This window comes from Ancylobacter sp. TW_SC_1 (genome assembly GCF_056836805.1).
Map to the genome: position 1 here is coordinate 4,074,620 of NZ_CM166365.1, position 15,931 is coordinate 4,090,550.

At 67.5% G+C, this 15,931-nt stretch carries 20 protein-coding genes and 1 tRNA gene; 14 read left to right on the forward strand and 7 right to left on the reverse strand.

What is annotated here, in order from left to right:
- Positions 1-182 precede the first annotated feature (182 nt).
- A complete protein-coding gene (locus tag AC1PZ7_RS19225) occupies positions 183-548 on the forward strand; it encodes a hypothetical protein (RefSeq protein ID WP_482356789.1) in 366 nt (121 codons plus the stop codon).
- Positions 549-609: 61 nt separating this feature from the next.
- Here the strand turns inward: AC1PZ7_RS19225 and folK are convergent, their stop codons facing one another.
- A complete protein-coding gene (folK, locus tag AC1PZ7_RS19230) occupies positions 610-1,149 on the reverse strand; it encodes a 2-amino-4-hydroxy-6-hydroxymethyldihydropteridine diphosphokinase (protein WP_482356790.1) in 540 nt (179 codons plus the stop codon).
- Entirely contained in the window at positions 1,139-1,981 is an 843-nt protein-coding gene (folP, locus tag AC1PZ7_RS19235) for a dihydropteroate synthase (RefSeq protein ID WP_482359682.1), read from the reverse strand. The genes folK and folP overlap by 11 nt, the downstream gene beginning before the upstream one ends.
- Positions 1,982-2,145: 164 nt before the next feature.
- On the opposite strand from folP, the gene AC1PZ7_RS19240 reads away from it, so the two are divergent.
- The 3 genes from AC1PZ7_RS19240 to AC1PZ7_RS19250 are packed head-to-tail and all read left to right on the forward strand — an operon-like array spanning position 2,146 to position 6,082.
- The gene (locus tag AC1PZ7_RS19240; RefSeq protein WP_482356791.1) at positions 2,146-3,819 is read left to right on the forward strand and encodes a helicase HerA-like domain-containing protein; all 1,674 of its coding nucleotides are present in this window, start codon (positions 2,146-2,148) and stop codon (positions 3,817-3,819) included.
- 9 nt (positions 3,820-3,828) lie between these two features.
- Positions 3,829-5,217 carry a M20/M25/M40 family metallo-hydrolase gene (locus tag AC1PZ7_RS19245; protein ID WP_482356792.1) on the forward strand — a complete coding sequence of 463 codons (1,389 nt, stop codon included), beginning with the start codon at positions 3,829-3,831 and terminating at the stop codon, positions 5,215-5,217.
- A 4-nt stretch (positions 5,218-5,221) separates the two neighbouring features.
- Positions 5,222-6,082 (forward strand): branched-chain amino acid aminotransferase, encoded by an 861-nt coding sequence (locus AC1PZ7_RS19250; RefSeq protein ID WP_482356793.1) that lies wholly within the window; start codon positions 5,222-5,224, stop codon positions 6,080-6,082.
- Between the two features lie 93 nt (positions 6,083-6,175).
- Here AC1PZ7_RS19250 and AC1PZ7_RS19255 read toward each other — a convergent pair whose 3' ends face one another.
- A complete protein-coding gene (locus AC1PZ7_RS19255) occupies positions 6,176-6,379 on the reverse strand; it encodes a CsbD family protein (protein ID WP_482356794.1) in 204 nt (67 codons plus the stop codon).
- Positions 6,380-6,470: 91 nt separating this feature from the next.
- Between AC1PZ7_RS19255 and meaB the strand changes: the two genes are divergently transcribed.
- The 3 genes from meaB to AC1PZ7_RS19270 are packed head-to-tail and all read left to right on the forward strand — an operon-like array spanning position 6,471 to position 8,593.
- The gene (gene meaB, locus AC1PZ7_RS19260) at positions 6,471-7,463 is read left to right on the forward strand and encodes a methylmalonyl Co-A mutase-associated GTPase MeaB (RefSeq protein ID WP_482356795.1); all 993 of its coding nucleotides are present in this window, start codon (positions 6,471-6,473) and stop codon (positions 7,461-7,463) included.
- 60 nt (positions 7,464-7,523) lie between these two features.
- The gene (locus AC1PZ7_RS19265) at positions 7,524-7,961 is read left to right on the forward strand and encodes a response regulator (protein ID WP_482356796.1); all 438 of its coding nucleotides are present in this window, start codon (positions 7,524-7,526) and stop codon (positions 7,959-7,961) included.
- Positions 7,962-7,963: 2 nt separating this feature from the next.
- On the forward strand, positions 7,964-8,593 hold the full coding sequence (locus AC1PZ7_RS19270; RefSeq protein WP_482356797.1) for a pyroglutamyl-peptidase I: 630 nt from the start codon (positions 7,964-7,966) through the stop codon (positions 8,591-8,593).
- Positions 8,594-8,719: 126 nt separating this feature from the next.
- On the opposite strand, the gene AC1PZ7_RS19275 is transcribed toward AC1PZ7_RS19270, so the two are convergent.
- Both AC1PZ7_RS19275 and AC1PZ7_RS19280 read right to left on the reverse strand, forming a co-directional pair.
- Positions 8,720-9,046, reverse strand: a complete 327-nt coding sequence (locus AC1PZ7_RS19275) for a c-type cytochrome (protein WP_482356798.1) — start codon at positions 9,044-9,046, stop codon at positions 8,720-8,722.
- Positions 9,047-9,113: 67 nt separating this feature from the next.
- Entirely contained in the window at positions 9,114-10,394 is a 1,281-nt protein-coding gene (locus tag AC1PZ7_RS19280) for a PQQ-dependent sugar dehydrogenase (protein ID WP_482356799.1), read from the reverse strand.
- Between the two features lie 336 nt (positions 10,395-10,730).
- Between AC1PZ7_RS19280 and AC1PZ7_RS19285 the strand changes: the two genes are divergently transcribed.
- Positions 10,731-11,657, forward strand: coding sequence for a sulfite exporter TauE/SafE family protein (locus AC1PZ7_RS19285; RefSeq protein ID WP_482356800.1), 927 nt, complete (start codon positions 10,731-10,733; stop codon positions 11,655-11,657).
- A complete protein-coding gene (locus tag AC1PZ7_RS19290; RefSeq protein ID WP_482356801.1) occupies positions 11,654-12,424 on the forward strand; it encodes a TIGR02186 family protein in 771 nt (256 codons plus the stop codon). Before AC1PZ7_RS19285 ends, AC1PZ7_RS19290 begins: the two co-directional genes overlap by 4 nt.
- Here the strand turns inward: AC1PZ7_RS19290 and AC1PZ7_RS19295 are convergent.
- Both AC1PZ7_RS19295 and AC1PZ7_RS19300 read right to left on the reverse strand, forming a co-directional pair.
- Positions 12,421-13,830 (reverse strand): AtzE family amidohydrolase, encoded by a 1,410-nt coding sequence (locus tag AC1PZ7_RS19295; RefSeq protein ID WP_482356802.1) that lies wholly within the window; start codon positions 13,828-13,830, stop codon positions 12,421-12,423. The two genes, AC1PZ7_RS19290 and AC1PZ7_RS19295, sit on opposite strands and share 4 nt — an antisense overlap.
- Positions 13,831-13,841: 11 nt before the next feature.
- Positions 13,842-14,045: a DUF4089 domain-containing protein gene (locus AC1PZ7_RS19300; protein WP_482356803.1), complete on the reverse strand. Its 204-nt coding sequence runs from the start codon at positions 14,043-14,045 to the stop codon at positions 13,842-13,844.
- Between the two features lie 152 nt (positions 14,046-14,197).
- Here AC1PZ7_RS19300 and AC1PZ7_RS19305 point away from each other — a divergent pair.
- The 5 genes from AC1PZ7_RS19305 (at position 14,198) to AC1PZ7_RS19325 (ending at position 15,813) form a co-directional block, all read left to right on the forward strand.
- Positions 14,198-14,274, forward strand: a tRNA-His gene (locus tag AC1PZ7_RS19305).
- A gap of 282 nt (positions 14,275-14,556) precedes the next feature.
- Complete coding sequence (gene rpsU, locus AC1PZ7_RS19310; protein ID WP_482356804.1) at positions 14,557-14,850, forward strand: 30S ribosomal protein S21; 294 nt, start codon at positions 14,557-14,559, stop codon at positions 14,848-14,850.
- Positions 14,851-15,029: 179 nt separating this feature from the next.
- Positions 15,030-15,239, forward strand: coding sequence for a cold-shock protein (locus tag AC1PZ7_RS19315; protein WP_482356805.1), 210 nt, complete (start codon positions 15,030-15,032; stop codon positions 15,237-15,239).
- A 104-nt stretch (positions 15,240-15,343) separates the two neighbouring features.
- Positions 15,344-15,565 carry a hypothetical protein gene (locus AC1PZ7_RS19320; RefSeq protein ID WP_482356806.1) on the forward strand — a complete coding sequence of 74 codons (222 nt, stop codon included), beginning with the start codon at positions 15,344-15,346 and terminating at the stop codon, positions 15,563-15,565.
- A 68-nt stretch (positions 15,566-15,633) separates the two neighbouring features.
- Positions 15,634-15,813, forward strand: coding sequence for a hypothetical protein (locus tag AC1PZ7_RS19325; RefSeq protein WP_482356807.1), 180 nt, complete (start codon positions 15,634-15,636; stop codon positions 15,811-15,813).
- The last annotated feature ends 118 nt before the right edge of the window (positions 15,814-15,931 follow it).

The following is a 15,931-nucleotide window of genomic DNA, read 5'->3' on the forward strand; positions in this document are numbered from 1 at the left end:
CGCTCCTGCGTTTCGAGGGGGCTGCGTCTCGGGGTGAATGCCCGATGAACGGATGGACTGGAATGCGTTCAGGTTGATGAACCTTTTGCAACAGGCGGTTCAGTTTGGGTTCGGAGGCCAACAGCTAGACCTATCCCCATCAACGGCCAATACCGGCCGCCGGAGTTCTCAAGGGGTCCGTCATGATCCGCTTCGCCAAGCCCGCCACGATCGCCACTTTTGCCCTTGCCGGCGTGATGCTGGCGTCCCTGCCCTCCACCTCCCAGGCCCGCAACAATGACGGCGCCGCCATCGCGGCCGGCATTGTGGGGGGCCTCGTCATCGGCGGCCTCGCGGCGGCCGCGGTGAGCGACGGCTACGGCCCGCCCCCCGCCGCCCCCTATTACGGCCCGCGCTATGTGCCCGCCCATGGCCCCGGCTACTATGACGGCTATGGTCCCCGTCGCGGCGACTACCGCCGCCACCGCCCGCGCTGCTGGGTCGAAACCCAGACCTACTACAATCGCTGGGGCCGGCTGCGGCACCGCGATGTCGAGGTGTGTCGCTGACGACAGGTGCTGAACGCGGCATGCGCGGGGGCGGAGGAGCGATCCGCCGCCCCTGCCCATTTCAGTAGGTCACGGGCTGCGGGTCGACCTTGACGATGCCGCTACGGTCGAGGCCCGCCAGTGCCTCCTTCACCGCCACGCCGCCGACGACGAGATCGGGTGCCAGCTCGTTCAGCGGGATCAGCGCGAAGGCGCGCTCCATCATGCGCGGATGCGGGATTTCAAGGTCCGGCTCGGCGACCACCTCGTCGCCATAGAGCAATATGTCGATGTCGATGGTACGCGGCCCGAAACGCACCTCGCGGGTGCGGTCGCGGCCGAAGGCGTGCTCGACGCCGAGCAACATGTTGAGCAGTTCGCGCGCCGAAAGTTCGGTCTCCACCGCCACCACCATGTTGAGGTAGGGCCCCTGCGGCACCGGCCCCCAGGGCGGCGTCTCGTAGAGCGAGGAGCGGGCGATGATCTTCAGCCCGGTGCGGGCGATCAGCCCCACGGCTTTCGCCATCGTCCCGGCCCGGTCGCCGAGATTGGAGCCGAGACAGAGATAGGCGACCCGCTTCTCGACCTTGCGCGGCCGGCGGATGAAGAATTCAGGAGGCATGGAGGATCGCCTCCGTCACCCGCGCGGCCTGCACATGGGCGGCCACGTCATGCACCCGGATGATGGCGCAGCCGGCCAGAATCCCGATCACATTGGAGGCGATGGTGCCGGGCAGGCGCTCGGCCGGCGCCGCCTCGATCACCTTGCCGATCAGCGATTTGCGCGAGGTGCCGAGCAGGATCGGAAAGCCCAGCCGGCCGAAGGTGGCGAGCGATGCCAGCGCCTTGAGATTCTGCTCGAAGGTCTTGCCGAAGCCGATGCCGGGATCGAGGCTGATGCGCTCGGGCCGGATGCCGGCCCGCGCCGCCCGCTCCAGCGACTGCTCGAAGAAGGCCGTGATGTCGGCGACGATGTCGACGCCCGGATCGACAGTCGTCCGGTTGTGCATCGCCACCACGCCGGCGTCATAGGCCGCCGCCACGCGCGCCATCTCCGGGTCGCCCATCAGGCCCCATATGTCGTTGACGATGCTGGCCCCGGCCTTCAGCGCCGCCTCGGCGACAGCCGCCTTCTGCGTGTCGACGGAGAGCGGCACCGGCAGCAAGGCAAGCGCCTCGACGGCCGGCAGCACCCGGCGCAGTTCCTCCTCGACCGGCACCGGCGTGTGGCCGGGACGGGTCGACTCGCCGCCAATGTCGAGAATGTCGGCTCCCTCCGCGACGAGGCGATGCGCGTTGGTCAGCGCGTCGTCCAGCGCCGCGCTGCGCCCGCCGTCGGAGAAGGAGTCGGGCGTCACGTTGAGGATGCCCATGACCAGCGTGCGGCCGGCATAGTCCAGCCGGCGGCCGCGCGCGTCGAAGAGGCGTTGGGTGGGCGGCGCGAGCGAGGCCATGGCGTTCCCGAATTTGAAGGTGGTGCGCACCAAATCGCCCGCCCCAGCGCGGAAGGCAAGCATCTCGAAGCCAAGCTCAACCATTTGACGTTGCGGCGCAGCTTGCCGAACCGCCCTCGCCTGCGCTCTAAAGGAGGCAACGCGTGCGCTCGCAGGAGACGACCATGTCCGGGGACATCGACGGCAAGATCTTTGTCGGCAGGAGCACCTCGAATGACGCCGGCAAGCCCGAATACCTGGCCCTCAAGCTCGCCAACCGCCACGGCCTCGCCACCGGCGCCACCGGCACCGGCAAGACGGTGACGCTGCAGACGCTGGCGGAAGGCTTCTCGCGTGCCGGCGTGCCGGTCTTCGCCGCCGACATCAAGGGCGACCTGTCCGGCGTCGCCATGCCCGGCGAGGGGCAGGACTGGATCGTCAAGCGCTGCGAGGAGATCGGCATCGACTACGTGCCGGACGAGTTCCCGGTGATCTTCTGGGACCTGTTCGGCGAGCAGGGCCACCCGGTCCGGGCGACCGTCTCGGAGATGGGGCCGCTGCTGCTGGCGCGGCTGATGAGCCTCAACGAGGTGCAGGAAGGCGTGCTCAACGTTGTCTTCCGCATCGCCGACGAGCAGGGCCTGCTGCTGCTCGACCTGAAGGACCTGCGGGCGATGCTCGCCTTTACGGCGGAGAACGCGGCCAAGCTCACCACCACCTATGGCAATGTCTCGCCCGCCACGGTCGGCGCCATCCAGCGCTCGCTTCTGGTGCTGGAGAATCAGGGCGCGGACAAGTTCTTCGGCGAGCCCGCCCTCAAGATCACCGACATCATGCGGGTCGATCCGCGTTCGGGCTACGGCACCATCTCGCTGCTCGCCGCTGACAGGCTGATGGGCTCGCCCCAGCTCTACGCCTCCTTCCTGCTGTGGCTGCTGTCCGAGCTGTTCGAGGAACTCCCGGAGATCGGCGACCCGGACAAGCCAAGGATCGTGTTCTTCTTCGACGAGGCGCATCTGGTCTTCGACGAGGCGCCGAAGGCCCTGCTGCAGAAGGTCGAGCAGGTGGTGCGGCTCATCCGTTCCAAGGGCGTGGGCGTCTATTTCGTGACGCAGAACCCGCTCGATGTGCCCGAGAGCGTGCTCGCCCAGCTCGGCAATCGCGTGCAGCATGCACTCCGCGCTTTCACGCCGCGCGACCAGAAGGCGGTGAAGGCGGCGGCCGACACCTTCCGTCCCAACCCGAAGCTCAACACCGCGCAGGTCATCACCGAGCTCGGCAAGGGCGAGGCGCTGGTCTCGACGCTGGAGGGCAACGGCACGCCTTCCATGGTCGAGCGCACGCTCATCGCCCCGCCGGCCGGCCGCGTCGGCCCCATCACGCCGGAATTGCGCAAGGTCGCCATCGCTCAAAGTCCGGTGCGCGACCTCTATGACGAGACGCTGGACCGCGAGTCGGCCTATGAGGTCCTGACCAAGCGGGCCGAGGAGAACGCTCCGCCCGAGGCCCCGGGCACGCCGGCTCCCTCGGGCGGCACCTCCGCGCCGGCCCCCACGCAGGCCGACGCTTCGGGCGGCAGCTGGCTCGGCAACGTGCTCGGCGGCATCTTCGGCACGCCCTCGCGCGGACGCATGAGCGTCGGCGAGCAGGTGACACGGCAGGTTGCGCGCGAGGTCACGAACCAGCTGACCAAGGCCATCCTGCGCAACGTGCTGGGGGGCCGCAGCCGCACCGCCACGCGCGCCGTGTCGGAGACGCCCCCTTCGCGCAGCCGCGCCTCCAGCTCCGGCTCCACCGACGACTTCGCGCAGATATTCGACGATTTCGCCGGCCCGAAGCCTTCCAACCGCCGCAAGTGACCCAATCCGATGAGTGATCTCGACCGTGTTCTCGCCGCCGTGGATGCCGATCTCGACGCCAGTCTCGAGCGTCTGTTCGCCTTCCTGCGCATCCCCTCGATCTCGACCGACCGGGCCTATGCAGCCGAGTGCCGGCGCGCCGGCCAGTGGCTGGTCGACGACCTCGCCGGCTTCGGACTGACGGCCAAGCTGAACGAGACGCCCGGCCATCCCATCGTGACCGGCACGTCCAACAGCGGCGCGGCGCGACGGGTCATGTTCTACGGCCATTACGACGTGCAGCCGGTCGACCCGCTCGCATTGTGGGAGAGTCCGCCCTTCGAGCCGCGCATCGTCGAGAACGCCGACGGCGTGAAGCGCATCGTCGCCCGCGGCTCGGCCGACGACAAGGGCCAGGTCATGACCTTCGTCGAGGCCTGCCGCGCCTTCGTGAAGACCACCGGCAGGCTGCCCGTCGACGTCACCATCGTCGTCGAGGGCGAGGAAGAGTCCGGTTCGGTCAATATCGGCCCGTTCATCGCCGGCCATAGGGACGAACTGAAAGCCGACCTCGCCCTCGTCTGCGACACCGGCATGTGGGACGCGCAGACGCCGTCCATCATCCTGTCGCTGCGCGGGCTGATGCATGACGAGTTCGTCATCCGCTGCGCCGACCGCGACCTGCATTCGGGCTATTATGGCGGCGCCGCCGCCAATCCGCTGCACGTCCTGTCGAAGATCATCGCCGCCGTGCACGGACCGGACGGGCGCGTCACCATTCCCGGCTTCTACGACGGCGTGGTCGAGCCACCGGACTATGCCAGGGCGGCCTGGTCGCAGCTCGACCTCACGCCGGAGAATTTCCTCGGCCCGGTCGGCCTCGCCAACCCGGTCGGCGAGAAGGATCGCCTGCTGATCGAGATGATCTCCTCGCGCCCGACCTTCGAGGTCAACGGCATGTGGGGCGGCTATATCGGCGAGGGCTCGAAGACGGTGATCCCCTCCATCGCCACCGCCAAGATCTCCTGCCGGCTGGTGGCCAATCAGGATCCGGTGCAGGTGCGCGACGCCGTGCGCGCCTTCATCCGCGCGCGGGTGCCGGCCGACTGCTCGGTCGAGTTCCTCGGCGGCGAGGGCAGCGCGGCGGTCGCGGTGCGCCACGACAGCCCCGATCTCGCCAAAGCTGCCACCGCGCTGGAGGCCGAATGGGGCACGCCGCCGGTCACGGTCGGCGAAGGCGGCTCCATCCCGGTCGTCGGCCAGTTCAAGAAGGTACTTGGACAGGACACGCTGCTCGTCGGCTTCTCGCTCGACGACGACCGTATCCATTCGCCGAACGAGAAATACGACCTCACCTCGTTCCACAAGGGCATTCGCAGCTGGGTCCGCATCCTTGCGGCACTGGCGCAGCAAGGTTGAGCCGATGTCCCATAGCTGGACCCGCACCTGGACCTTCTTCAACGGGGATTGGCACGAGGGCAACGTGCCGATCATGGGGGTGCGCACCCATGCCGCCTGGCTCGGCACCTCGGTGTTCGACGGCGCTCGCGCTTTCGAGGGCGTGACGCCCGATCTCCATCTGCACTGCGAGCGCGTCAATCGCTCGGCCGTCGCGATGGGGCTGAAGCCGCTGGTCTCGGTCGGGAAATGGTCGGAATTGGCGCATGAGGGCGTGAAGCGCTTCGCGCCCGGCGCCGCGCTCTATATCCGGCCGATGTACTGGGCCGAGTACCCGGGCGCGCGCACCGTCGACGCCGACCCGGAATCCACCCGCTGGTGCCTCAGCCTCTACGAGGCGGGCATGCCGGACCCGGCGCACGGCACCTCCATCACCCTGTCGCACTACCGGCGCCCGACCATCGAATGCGCCGTCACTGACGCCAAGGCCGGGTGCCTCTATCCCAATAACAGCCGCGCGCTGGTGGAGGCGCATGCCCGCGGTTTCGACAATGCCGCGCTGTGCGACATGCTCGGCAACGTCGCCGAGCTCGCCACCGCCAACGTGTTCATCGCCAAGGACGGCGTCGCCTTCACGCCGGCGCCGAACGGCACCTTCCTCGCCGGCATCACCCGCACCCGCACCATCGGTCTGCTGCGCGAGGCCGGCGTCGAGGTCGTCGAGGGGGCCCTGACCTGGCGCGACTTCCAGGGCGCAGACGAGATCTTCTCGACCGGCAACTATTCCAAGGTCTCGCCGGTTACGCGCATCGAGGAGCGCGACCTGCAGCCGGGGCCGCTCTACTGCAAGGCCCGCGAACTCTACTGGGACTTCGCCCATTCCTGACATGACGAAGCCCCCGCCGGGCGGCGGGGGCTCTGTTCGGCCTTGGCACTTTCAGGCCGGCTTGGCTTCCGATCGAAGCGCGCCGTCGGGCGCTCACATCTTGAAGCGGCGCGACCAGTCGTCGATCTGGCGATTGGCCTCGTCCTTGGCGAGGCCATAGCGCTCCTGAAGAACGCCTTCGAGTTCATCGCGCTTGCCGTGCAGCCGATCGACGTCGTCATCGGTCAGCTTGCCCCATTGCTGGCGCACCTGCCCCTTGAGTTGCTTCCAATTGCCTTCAATCCGATCCCAGTTCATTGGGGGTCTCCTGGTTGAAACGAAGGTGCCTCGCCTCGTCAGGCAACGGCTTGGCTGCTAGCATCGCCCCGATAACGCGCAGGTCCCCGATTTGATCCACGCCCACCCGCTTCCCACGCTCGACGAACTCGTCGCAGGTGTCCGTGCCGGGCGCCGCGCCGCGCTGGCGCGCGCCATCACCCTCATCGAATCGCGCAAGGCCGCACACCGGGAACTGGCGGGCGAGCTACTGCAGGCGCTGCTGCCACATCAAGCTGCGGCCATCCGCGTCGGCATCACCGGCGTGCCGGGCGTCGGCAAGTCCACCACCATCGATTCGCTCGGCTGCCATCTCCTCGCGCAGGGCCACCGCGTGGCGGTGCTCGCGGTCGACCCTTCCTCGACGCGGACCGGCGGCTCGATCCTCGGCGACAAGACGCGCATGGCCCGCCTGTCGATGGACGAGCGCGCCTTCATCCGCCCCTCGCCTTCCTCGGGCACGCTGGGCGGCGTCGCGGCGCGCACGCGCGAGACCATGCTGCTGTGCGAAGCGGCCGGCTATGACGTGATCCTCGTGGAGACGGTCGGCGTCGGCCAATCGGAAACCGCTGTGTCCGACATGACCGACACGTTCCTCGTGCTGATGCTACCCGGCGCCGGCGACGAACTGCAGGGCATCAAGAAGGGCATCATCGAGCTCGCCGACATCGTCGCGGTGAACAAGGCGGACGGCGCCAACCTTGCGCGCGCCAGGGCGGCGGCGGGCGAGTACCGCGCCGCCCTGCATGTGCTGGGCGGGCGCGAGCCGCACTGGTCGACGCCGGTGCTGACCTATTCCGGCCTGACCGGCGAGGGCATCGCGGAGCTGTGGGCGCAGGTGCGGCTGCACCGCGAGCGGTCCGAGCGCGCCGGTGCCTTCGCCGCCAAGCGCCGCGCCCAGCAGGTCAAGTGGATGTGGGCGCTGTTCGACGACCGGCTGCGCGAACGCATGCGTGCTGATCCCGCGCTACGCGCCGCACTCCCCTCCATCGAGCGTTCCGTCGCCGACGGCACCCTGTCACCGACGCTCGGAGCCTCGCGCATCGCCGCCCTCTTCGGCTGGTGACTCGCTTAAAAAAGCCGGAATGCCGGGGAACTCTGTCCGCGAGCCAGTGGGGGGCGGTTCTTGGTTGGCGCCGGTGGCGGCCGGCGCGAACCAAAAGGGGTGACGGGCAACATGGGGCAACAGCACGGGCCGTCCGGCCGCCGTGTCTTCATCGTCGAGGACGAAACGCTCGTGGCGATGATGATCGAGGCCATGATCGAGGAACTCGGCGCCATCGTCATCGGGACGGAGTCGCGCCCTGCCGACGCGCTCGACTTCATTGCCGCGCATCACCACGAGATCGACATCGCCATGCTCGACCTCAATCTCGGTAGCGGGCACAGCTACGACGTCGCGGCGGCCATTGCACGCCACGGCATCCCGATCGTGTTCTCCACCGGCTACACGGATGGCGCGATCGATGCGGCGTGGCGTGACTGCCCGCTGCTGAGCAAGCCGTTCCAGCTCGCGGACCTCGAGGGCGCGCTCGCGCGGGCGCTGGCCACCCGCGCAGCCTGAGAATGCCGCTCGGGCCACGCATTCTCGTCACCGGCTTCGGTCGCTTTCCCGGCATGCCAGCCAATCCGTCGGCCGGGCTCGCCATCTTGCTGGCGCGCAGCCGCCGGCTTGCTTCAGGGACGATCGAAGCGCGCATCCTGCCGACCCGCTGGGATGCGGCGGAAGCGTTCACCGGCCTGCTCGACCAGATGAAGCCCGACATCGTTCTGATGCTCGGCGTCGCCGCACGGCGTCGTCACGTCTCGATCGAACTCGTCGCCCGCAACGCCACCGGCGTCTTCCCGGACGCGGCCCGCCGGCGGCCCGCCGCGCGCCGGCTGGAGCGGGATGGGCCGGCCCTGCGCAGGCTGGGTGCCTCGCCGATGCACCTGCTGCGCGCCGTGCGCGAGACCGGCGTTCCGGCCCGCCTCTCGCGCGATGCCGGGCGCTATGTCTGCAACGCGCTGGCCTGGCGCGGCTATGGCTGGGCGCAGGCGGGATGCCGGGCCGATGGCGGCCCGCGCCTTGCCGTCTTCGTCCACATTCACCTCTCCCGCCCCGCCCGGTCGACGCGAACGCCGCTCCTCCGGGCGGTCGAAGCCCTCCTCGCCGCACTGCTGGCGCAGTACCGGCAAACGCGGAAAGACCATTGAACGAAAAGGTGGACGTCGCGGCCTGCCGCGACGTCCACCACGAGGCACGTTGGAAAGCACTCGAGATTCAATAATCCGGCGTATTTTCCAGGCGCGGAAGCCAATCGACTTTCGCGAAAAATGCACCTAGGGCGCCTGCACGGTGACCTTCATTGAGGCGTACCACGCCGCGAGATTGGCGATATCGGCATCGGTCAGATCCTTGGAGACCACCGTCATCATCTCGTTGACGCGCCGGCCGGAGCGGAAATCCTCCAGCGCCTTGGCCAGATAGAATTCCTGCTGGCCGGCAAGGTTCGCCGCCGTCGGAAGCTGGGCGATGCCGTCCTGGCCATGACAGACCGCGCATTGGACGGAAGCCTTGGCACGCCCGGCCTTGGCATCCTGCGCCACTGCCGGGGCGCACGCCAGTGCCGATGCCGCCAGCAGCGACATTAAGATCGTTGGTTTCATAGAGTATTCCCGGCCGAAGAGAAGGGACCGCCCCCGCGGCCATGAGCTCGCGGGGGCGGCAGATGGCTCACTTCTCGTAGGAGATGCGATAGATCGCGCCCGAGGTGTCGTCGGCCACGAGCAGCGAGCCGTCATTGAGCTGCGCCACCGAAGCGGGACGGCCAAGATACTCGCCGTCCGACAGCCAGCCGGAGGCGAAGGGCTCCGTCTTGTCGGCGGTGCCGTCCTCCTTCAGGCTGGTGAACATCACCCGCGCGCCGACCGGCGTGGTGCGGTTCCACGAGCCGTGCTGCACCGAGAAGATGCCGCCACGATACTTCGCCGGGAACTGCTTGCCGGTATAGAAGGTCATGCCGAGGTCGGCGGCGTGCGCCACCATTTCGACTTCCGGCTTGACCGAGTCCGCCGGCGGCGTCTGGTCCTTGTACTCGGCGGTGCGGACGGAACCGCCGCCGAAATAGGGGAAGCCGAAATACTGGCCGGCCTTGGTCGCATGGTTCAGCTCGCCGGGCGGGATGTCGTCACCCATGCCGTCGACCTGGTTGTCGGTGAACCACAGGGTCTTGTCCTTCGGGTTGAAGTCCATGCCCACCGAATTGCGGATGCCCCACGCATAGACGTCGCGGTTCTTGCCGTCGCGGTCCATGCGCACGATGCCGCCGATGCCGTTCTTCTTGTAGAGGTCGAACTTCTCCGGCGCGAACACGTTGAAGGGGTTTCCGAGCGTGATGTAGAGCTTGTCGTCCGGCCCGATACGGCAGACGCGCGCCGTATGGTTGTAGGATTCCTCGCTCGGCGGGATCAACTCGCCCTGCTTGACCACCTCGAAGGCGGCGACGTCCGGTCCTTCGTAGAAGTACTCGGCCGCCGGGAACAGCAGCACCCGGTTCTGCTCGGCAACGAACAGGAAGCCGTCCTTCGAGAAGCAGACGCCGTGCGGCAGGGTGAACTTGATGGAGGGCGCGAAGACCTTGACCTCGTCAGCGACGCGATCCTTGTCGCGATCCGTCACCGCCCATACCTTGGACTTGCGGGTGCCGACGAAGACGACACCCGTCGTCGGGCCGATCGCCATCTCGCGCGCATCCGGCACGATGGCGTAGAGCGCAATCTTGAAGCCATCCGGGAGCTTGATTCCCGCGAGCGTCTTGTTGAAGGCGTCGACGCGCGGGCCGGTCTGCGGCACCGTTTCCATTTCCATGGAAGCGCCGGTCGTCTGGAAATTCGAGAGCTTCTGCATATTGTCGGTCGACTGGGCGTTAGCCGAAACCGAGATCAGCATCGAGCCCGCAAGCATGGTCGATGCAAGCAGCGCAACGGAACGCTGGCCGCGCCGGAATATAGACATAGGGTTTCCTCCTAGACATGCCGGACCTCGTTCGGGTCCGTTGACGGCGGCACGCTAGCACGCGCCTTCGAAACGTTAAGTCAGCAATCGTGACATATTCGACTTATTTCTAATAATACCGCCGACATCAACCTAATGGCGCATACAATGTATTATAATAATACTACAAATCTCGCATCCTTGCGAAACTACATTATTGGTAATTATGTATTACACAAAAGTTCCTTTCGAGCAGCCGCACGCCGGCCGCTCCGGCGGGTCTCGCATGGCTCACCCTTGCCGCCCGAATCCTGCTAAGTCCCTCACAGGAATAATCCCCCTGCGCCAGGCCGACCCGTGACGATCTATCTGCCGATAGCGGAACTGCCGGTAAACATCTTCACGCTCCTCGCTTTGGGGATCGCGGTCGGTTTCATCTCGGGCATGTTCGGCGTGGGCGGCGGGTTCCTGATGACGCCGCTGCTGATCTTCCTCGGCGTGCCCCCGGCGGTCGCGGTGGCCAGCGTGTCGACCCACATGGCCGCCTCGTCCTTCTCGAGCACCCTCACCTATATGCGGCGCAAGCTGGTGGATGTGCAGCTCGGCCTCGTCCTGCTGACGGGCGGACTGACGGGGACGCTGGGCGGCGTCGTCACCTTCATGATCCTGCGGCGCTACGGGCAGCTCGATCTCGTCATCGCCGTCACCTACATCGTGATGCTGGGCACCATCGGCGCGCTGATGGTGGTGGAGAGCCTGCGGGCGCTGCTACGCGAATGGCGCGGCGAGAAGGCCCGCGTGAAGCGGCCCGGCGCGCACCCCTGGTTCCTGCGCATGCCGTTCAAGATGCGCTTCCGCCAGTCACGCATCTACGTCTCCGCCATCCCGGTGGTGACGATCGGCTTCGCCATCGGTTTCCTCGGCGCGCTGATGGGCATCGGCGGCGGCTTCCTCCTGGTGCCGGCGCTCATCTATCTCCTGCGCGTGCCGACGCTGACCTCGGTCGCCACGGCGTTGATGCTCACCCTGGTGACGATGACCGCCGCCATCGTCATGCATGCCGTGCTGAACCAGACCGTCGACGCGGTCCTCGGCCTCGTGCTGATGGTGGGCGGCACGATCGGCGCGCAGTTCGGCGCCCGGGCCGGCCAGTCGATGAAGGCGGAAAGGCTGCGCCTGCTGCTCGGCCTGCTGGTGCTCGGCGTCGGCATCCGCGTGGCGGTGGACCAGATGACCCGGCCGGCCGATCTCTACACCGTCGTCATCGACGAGGCCGCGCGATGAGACGGATATTCCTGCTGGCCCTGCCGGCCCTGCTGATGCTGTCCGGCGCGGCGGGCGCGAACGACCTCGTCCTGTCGCTCTCCAAGTCGCGCGTGACGATCACCTCGAACTTCACCGGCGAGACGATCGTCCTGTTCGGCGTGCTGGACCCCGACCAGACGCCCCCGGCGTCAGGGCACCGCGACGTCGTCGTCACCGTGCGCGGGCCGAACGAGGGCTTCATCACCTGGCGCAAGGCCCGGCATTTCGGGCTCTGGATCAATGTCGACAGCCGCACCTTCCTCGCGGCGCCCGCCTATCTCGCCGTATTGAGCAACCGTGAGCCGGCGCTGGTGGCCGCCCCCGATATCCTGCGACAGGAACAGGCCGGCCTTGCCAACAACCATCTGCTGCAGCGGATCGGCAGCGACTATGCCGACGTCGTGCCGGAGGACCCGTTCCGCCAGGCCTTCCTGCGGGTGAAGCAGGCGCAGGGGCTCTATCTCGAGAAGCCTGCCGGCGTCGAGTTCATCGCCCCGAACGTGTTCCGCGCCGCGATCCCCATCCCCGGCACGGCGCCCATCGGCGCCTATGAGGTGGTGGTGAAGACCTTCGCCGACGGCGCTCTGGTGAGCCGGGGCTCGGTCGGCCTCGAAGTGGCGAAGATCGATTTCGAGCAGGCCGTCGCCACGGCCGCGCAGGACCGCCCCTGGCTCTACGGCATCGTCACCGCGCTCGGCGCGCTCGCCGTCGGCTTCATCGCCAACGTGGCGTTCCGGCGCGACTAGACCGCCGGTTCCGGGGCGACGGCGATGCCGGCTTTTTCCAGCACCTGCGCGGCGCGCAGCGCCACGTCCTCGCGCCACGGCGCGGCAATGAGCTGCACGGCGATCGGCAGCCGCTCGCCGGTCGGAATCGGCGCCGCCACGACCGGCAGGCCGATGAAGGAGATGGGCTGGGTGTAGATGCCGATATTCGGCCGCACCAGCATCTCGCGCCCGTCGAGCACGAAGGTCGCCTGCCCACTGCGCGGCGCCGGCACCGGCGTCGCCGGCGCGATCAGCACGTCCCAGTCGGCGAACAGCGCCAGCGCCCGCTCGCGGAACCAGCGCCGGAAAATCTGCGCCTTGGCGATCCAGGTGCCCGGCAGCACGGAGCCGGCGAGCAGGCGCTCGCGCACCGCCGGATCGAAATCGGCCGGCCGCGCGCGCAGCCGCCCCGCATGCAGCGCCGCGCCCTCGGCCATGGAGATGACGAAGGCGGCGGCGCGCGCGCGCTCCACTTCCGGCAACTCCACCGTTGCCGTTGCCCCGAGCGCCTTCGCCGCCCGCGCCACCGCCGCATAGGCCTGCGGCGCGCCCGCCCTCGCGAACCCGCCGCCGAGCACCGCGACCTCCAGCGCGCCCGGCGCGTCGAGCCCCGGCAGCGTCGGGGCGAAGGGCTTGTCGGCGAGGGAGGGGTCGTCCGGGTCGGGCCCGAGCAGCGCGTCGTAGCAGGCCGCGAGATCGCCGACATGGCGGGCGAAGGGGCCGAGATGGTCGAAGCTCGCCACGAAGGGGAAGCTGCGCGCCCGCGACAGCCGCCCATAGGTCGGCTTCAGCCCGAAAATGCCGCAGAAGGAGGACGGCACGCGGATCGACCCGTTGGTGTCCGAGCCGAGCGAGAGCGGCACGAGCTTGCCGCCGACCGCCGAACCCGATCCGCCCGAGGAACCGCCCGACATATGCCCGAGATCGTGCGGATTGCGCGAATTGCCGTCATGCGCGTTCTCGCCGGTGAAGTCATAAGCATATTCGCCCATGTTGAGCCCGCCGAAGCAGACCGCGCCGGCGGCCGACAGCCGCTCGACCAGCGTCGCGTCGCGCGCCGCCGGCGGTCGGTCGCGGTTGATCTTGGAGCCGGCCCGGGTCGGCAGCCCCTGGAGATCGAACAGGTTCTTCACCGCGAAGGGCACCCCCGCCAGCGGGCCGAGAATCGCCCCCGCGGCCCGTGCGGCGTCGATCGCATCCGCCTCGGCGAGGGCACGCATCGCCGTCACGTCGGTGAAGGCGTTCAGCACCGGATCGACGTCGTTGATGCGCGCGAGTGCCGCCTCTGTGACAGCACGCGCACTCACGCGTCCCTCGCGCACGGCGGCCGCGAGCGCGAGCGCGGGGCCGGCGAGCAGTCCGGCAGCTTGCTTGTCCGTGTCCATGCCGGGCGCGCTCACGGCAGATAGACCGGCGCGGGTTCGGCCTCGTCCGGCAGTTCGAACGCGACGACCAGTTGCGCCATTGCCGCCGCGGTCTCCAGATGCATCAGCACGCGCGGGCGCAGTTCCCGCTCCAGAGGCAGGCCGGCGAGCCTCAGCCCCGCATCGAGAAAGGTTCCGAGATCCGCCTCCCGGTCATTCGTCGCCTGTCCGCTCATTGTCGCCCCCCTGCCGCCACGCGCTTCCGCGCCGAGCATACAGGAAGCGTGCCACGGCCCCGCAGACGCGTTGTCCACCCCTCGCACGGAAGCCGTCCGGGCGGTCTTGCAAAGCGCGGAACAGCAAAGTAGGTTCCGCGCCGTTCTGGCACGCAGCTGTAGCTCAGTTGGTTAGAGCGCCGGTCTGTGGAACCGGAGGTCGGTGGTTCGAGCCCACCCAGCTGTACCAGAAATCCATCCCGCGTAATCAATGGCTTTGCATGAGCTGGCGCTGCGCGGGAAACCGTCGCTGCCATCGCCGATGGAAGCATCGGATGAAGCTCGCGAGCACGGCATGATCGTCCCTACGGTCGGCCGAGCCGGAACGTGGAACGGTTCGCCGCGACCCCGCCTCGGGGCCCTGGCGCCCTTTTTCCTTCCAATCGCCGAGCCGCTCACCATATAAGTCATGCGCCGTCAATTCCGGGGGCCATATCGAACAGCAGCTCGGCTGCACTAGATTGGACATGATTTGCAAGTTCTCGTTCGCGACAACAATGTCGACCAGGCTCTGAGGGTTCTGAAAAAGAAGATGCAGCGCGAAGGCATCTTCCGCGAGATGAAGGCTCGTCGTTCGTACGAGAAGCCTTCCGAGCGCCGGAACCGCGAGGATGCCGAAGCCATTCGGCGCGCCCGCAAGGCAGCGCGGAAGCAGGCGGTTCGCGATGGCTTGATTGCGGCACCGAAGAAGAAGCCGCTCGTCGGCCGCGGGGCTCCGAGAACTGGCGCTCCGATGTCGGCGCCGTCGATGTCGGACCCGAAATAATTCTGACCGGGCTTGCGCGAGAGGCGTGACCCGTGTATGATAGATTCATCGATCTTGCACGTTGAACTTTGTTTGCGCAGCTTTGCGCCGTAGCGAAATTCCTCTCAAATCGATGTCAACGTGACGCCCGCTTCAGCGCGGGTGATCGAATTTCTATGTCGAATGAAAGGATATCGATCATGGCGATCGGAACTGTGAAGTGGTTCAACGGCCAGAAGGGCTTTGGTTTCATTCAGCCGGACAACGGCGGCCCGGACGTGTTCGTGCACATCTCCGCCGTCGAGCGCGCTGGTCTCTTCGGCCTTCAGGAAGGCCAGAAGATTTCGTATGAAATCGAGACCGACCGCCGCACCGGCAAGAGCTCGGCCGGCAGCCTCCAGGCTGCGTGAGAATTTGCCTCCGGTCTTTGACCACGGATGTACTGGCACAGATCGTTGAGGCAGTTGGGAGAGGCCGGGGAAACCCGGCCTTTTCGTTTTTCAGGGAGTGAGAGATGACGAAGCCGACCCGCGATGGCGCCTTCAAACCCTCGCTCTCGAAGTCCGAAAGCAAGGCGGATGCGGTATCTCGCATCGCCATGTCGATCATTGAGCAGGAAGTCGTGAGCCGGGACGCCAAGACCGCCCGGCTGAAGCTGGCAAGACTGGCAAGGGAAGCGGCGGAGCAGGTGCCGGCACCGAGCAAGCCCGGCAGCGGACGACGCAGCGTCAAATGATCAGGAGCGACCGCTCCACCGTGACCACACCGGCCATGATCCAGTTCAAGACTTACGGTTAGGATATCATGCCCTCCAAGCTCGAGGCTCTCCGCTCCCGGCTACTGACCGCCCAGCAGGAGCTTATCCACGCCGCGGCCGAGGCCGGCACGCTCCCTTCCGACAAGACGCTGCGCAAGATCACCGATCTCGAGGTGACGATCGGCGCCGTCGAAGCGTTGATCGACGAGTCCCAGACCAAGCGCTGACCGCCGGCGCATTCGGCCACCCGCATGCACCGTGACAGGCCCTGCCCCCCGGCGGGGCCTCCTCGCATTTGCGCGCCCGCCAGCGCCTTTCCGACGAACACCCGTTCGCCAAACGAAC

Bases quoted from the DNA above. Each gene is read 5' to 3' on its own strand.
- AC1PZ7_RS19275 (WP_482356798.1), bottom strand. From the start codon at position 9,046: ATGAAACCAACGATCTTAATGTCGCTGCTGGCGGCATCGGCACTGGCG.
- folK (WP_482356790.1), bottom strand. From the start codon at position 1,149: ATGCCTCCTGAATTCTTCATCCGCCGGCCGCGCAAGGTCGAGAAGCGG.
- AC1PZ7_RS19270 (WP_482356797.1), top strand. From the start codon at position 7,964: ATGCCGCTCGGGCCACGCATTCTCGTCACCGGCTTCGGTCGCTTTCCC.
- AC1PZ7_RS19315 (WP_482356805.1), top strand. From the start codon at position 15,030: ATGGCGATCGGAACTGTGAAGTGGTTCAACGGCCAGAAGGGCTTTGGT.
- folP (WP_482359682.1), bottom strand. From the start codon at position 1,981: ATGGCCTCGCTCGCGCCGCCCACCCAACGCCTCTTCGACGCGCGCGGC.
- AC1PZ7_RS19240 (WP_482356791.1), top strand. From the start codon at position 2,146: ATGTCCGGGGACATCGACGGCAAGATCTTTGTCGGCAGGAGCACCTCG.
- AC1PZ7_RS19255 (WP_482356794.1), bottom strand. From the start codon at position 6,379: ATGAACTGGGATCGGATTGAAGGCAATTGGAAGCAACTCAAGGGGCAG.
- AC1PZ7_RS19295 (WP_482356802.1), bottom strand. From the start codon at position 13,830: ATGGACACGGACAAGCAAGCTGCCGGACTGCTCGCCGGCCCCGCGCTC.
- AC1PZ7_RS19280 (WP_482356799.1), bottom strand. From the start codon at position 10,394: ATGTCTATATTCCGGCGCGGCCAGCGTTCCGTTGCGCTGCTTGCATCG.
- AC1PZ7_RS19290 (WP_482356801.1), top strand. From the start codon at position 11,654: ATGAGACGGATATTCCTGCTGGCCCTGCCGGCCCTGCTGATGCTGTCC.
- AC1PZ7_RS19325 (WP_482356807.1), top strand. From the start codon at position 15,634: ATGCCCTCCAAGCTCGAGGCTCTCCGCTCCCGGCTACTGACCGCCCAG.
- AC1PZ7_RS19225 (WP_482356789.1), top strand. From the start codon at position 183: ATGATCCGCTTCGCCAAGCCCGCCACGATCGCCACTTTTGCCCTTGCC.
- AC1PZ7_RS19245 (WP_482356792.1), top strand. From the start codon at position 3,829: ATGAGTGATCTCGACCGTGTTCTCGCCGCCGTGGATGCCGATCTCGAC.
- AC1PZ7_RS19320 (WP_482356806.1), top strand. From the start codon at position 15,344: ATGACGAAGCCGACCCGCGATGGCGCCTTCAAACCCTCGCTCTCGAAG.
- AC1PZ7_RS19250 (WP_482356793.1), top strand. From the start codon at position 5,222: ATGTCCCATAGCTGGACCCGCACCTGGACCTTCTTCAACGGGGATTGG.
- AC1PZ7_RS19300 (WP_482356803.1), bottom strand. From the start codon at position 14,045: ATGAGCGGACAGGCGACGAATGACCGGGAGGCGGATCTCGGAACCTTT.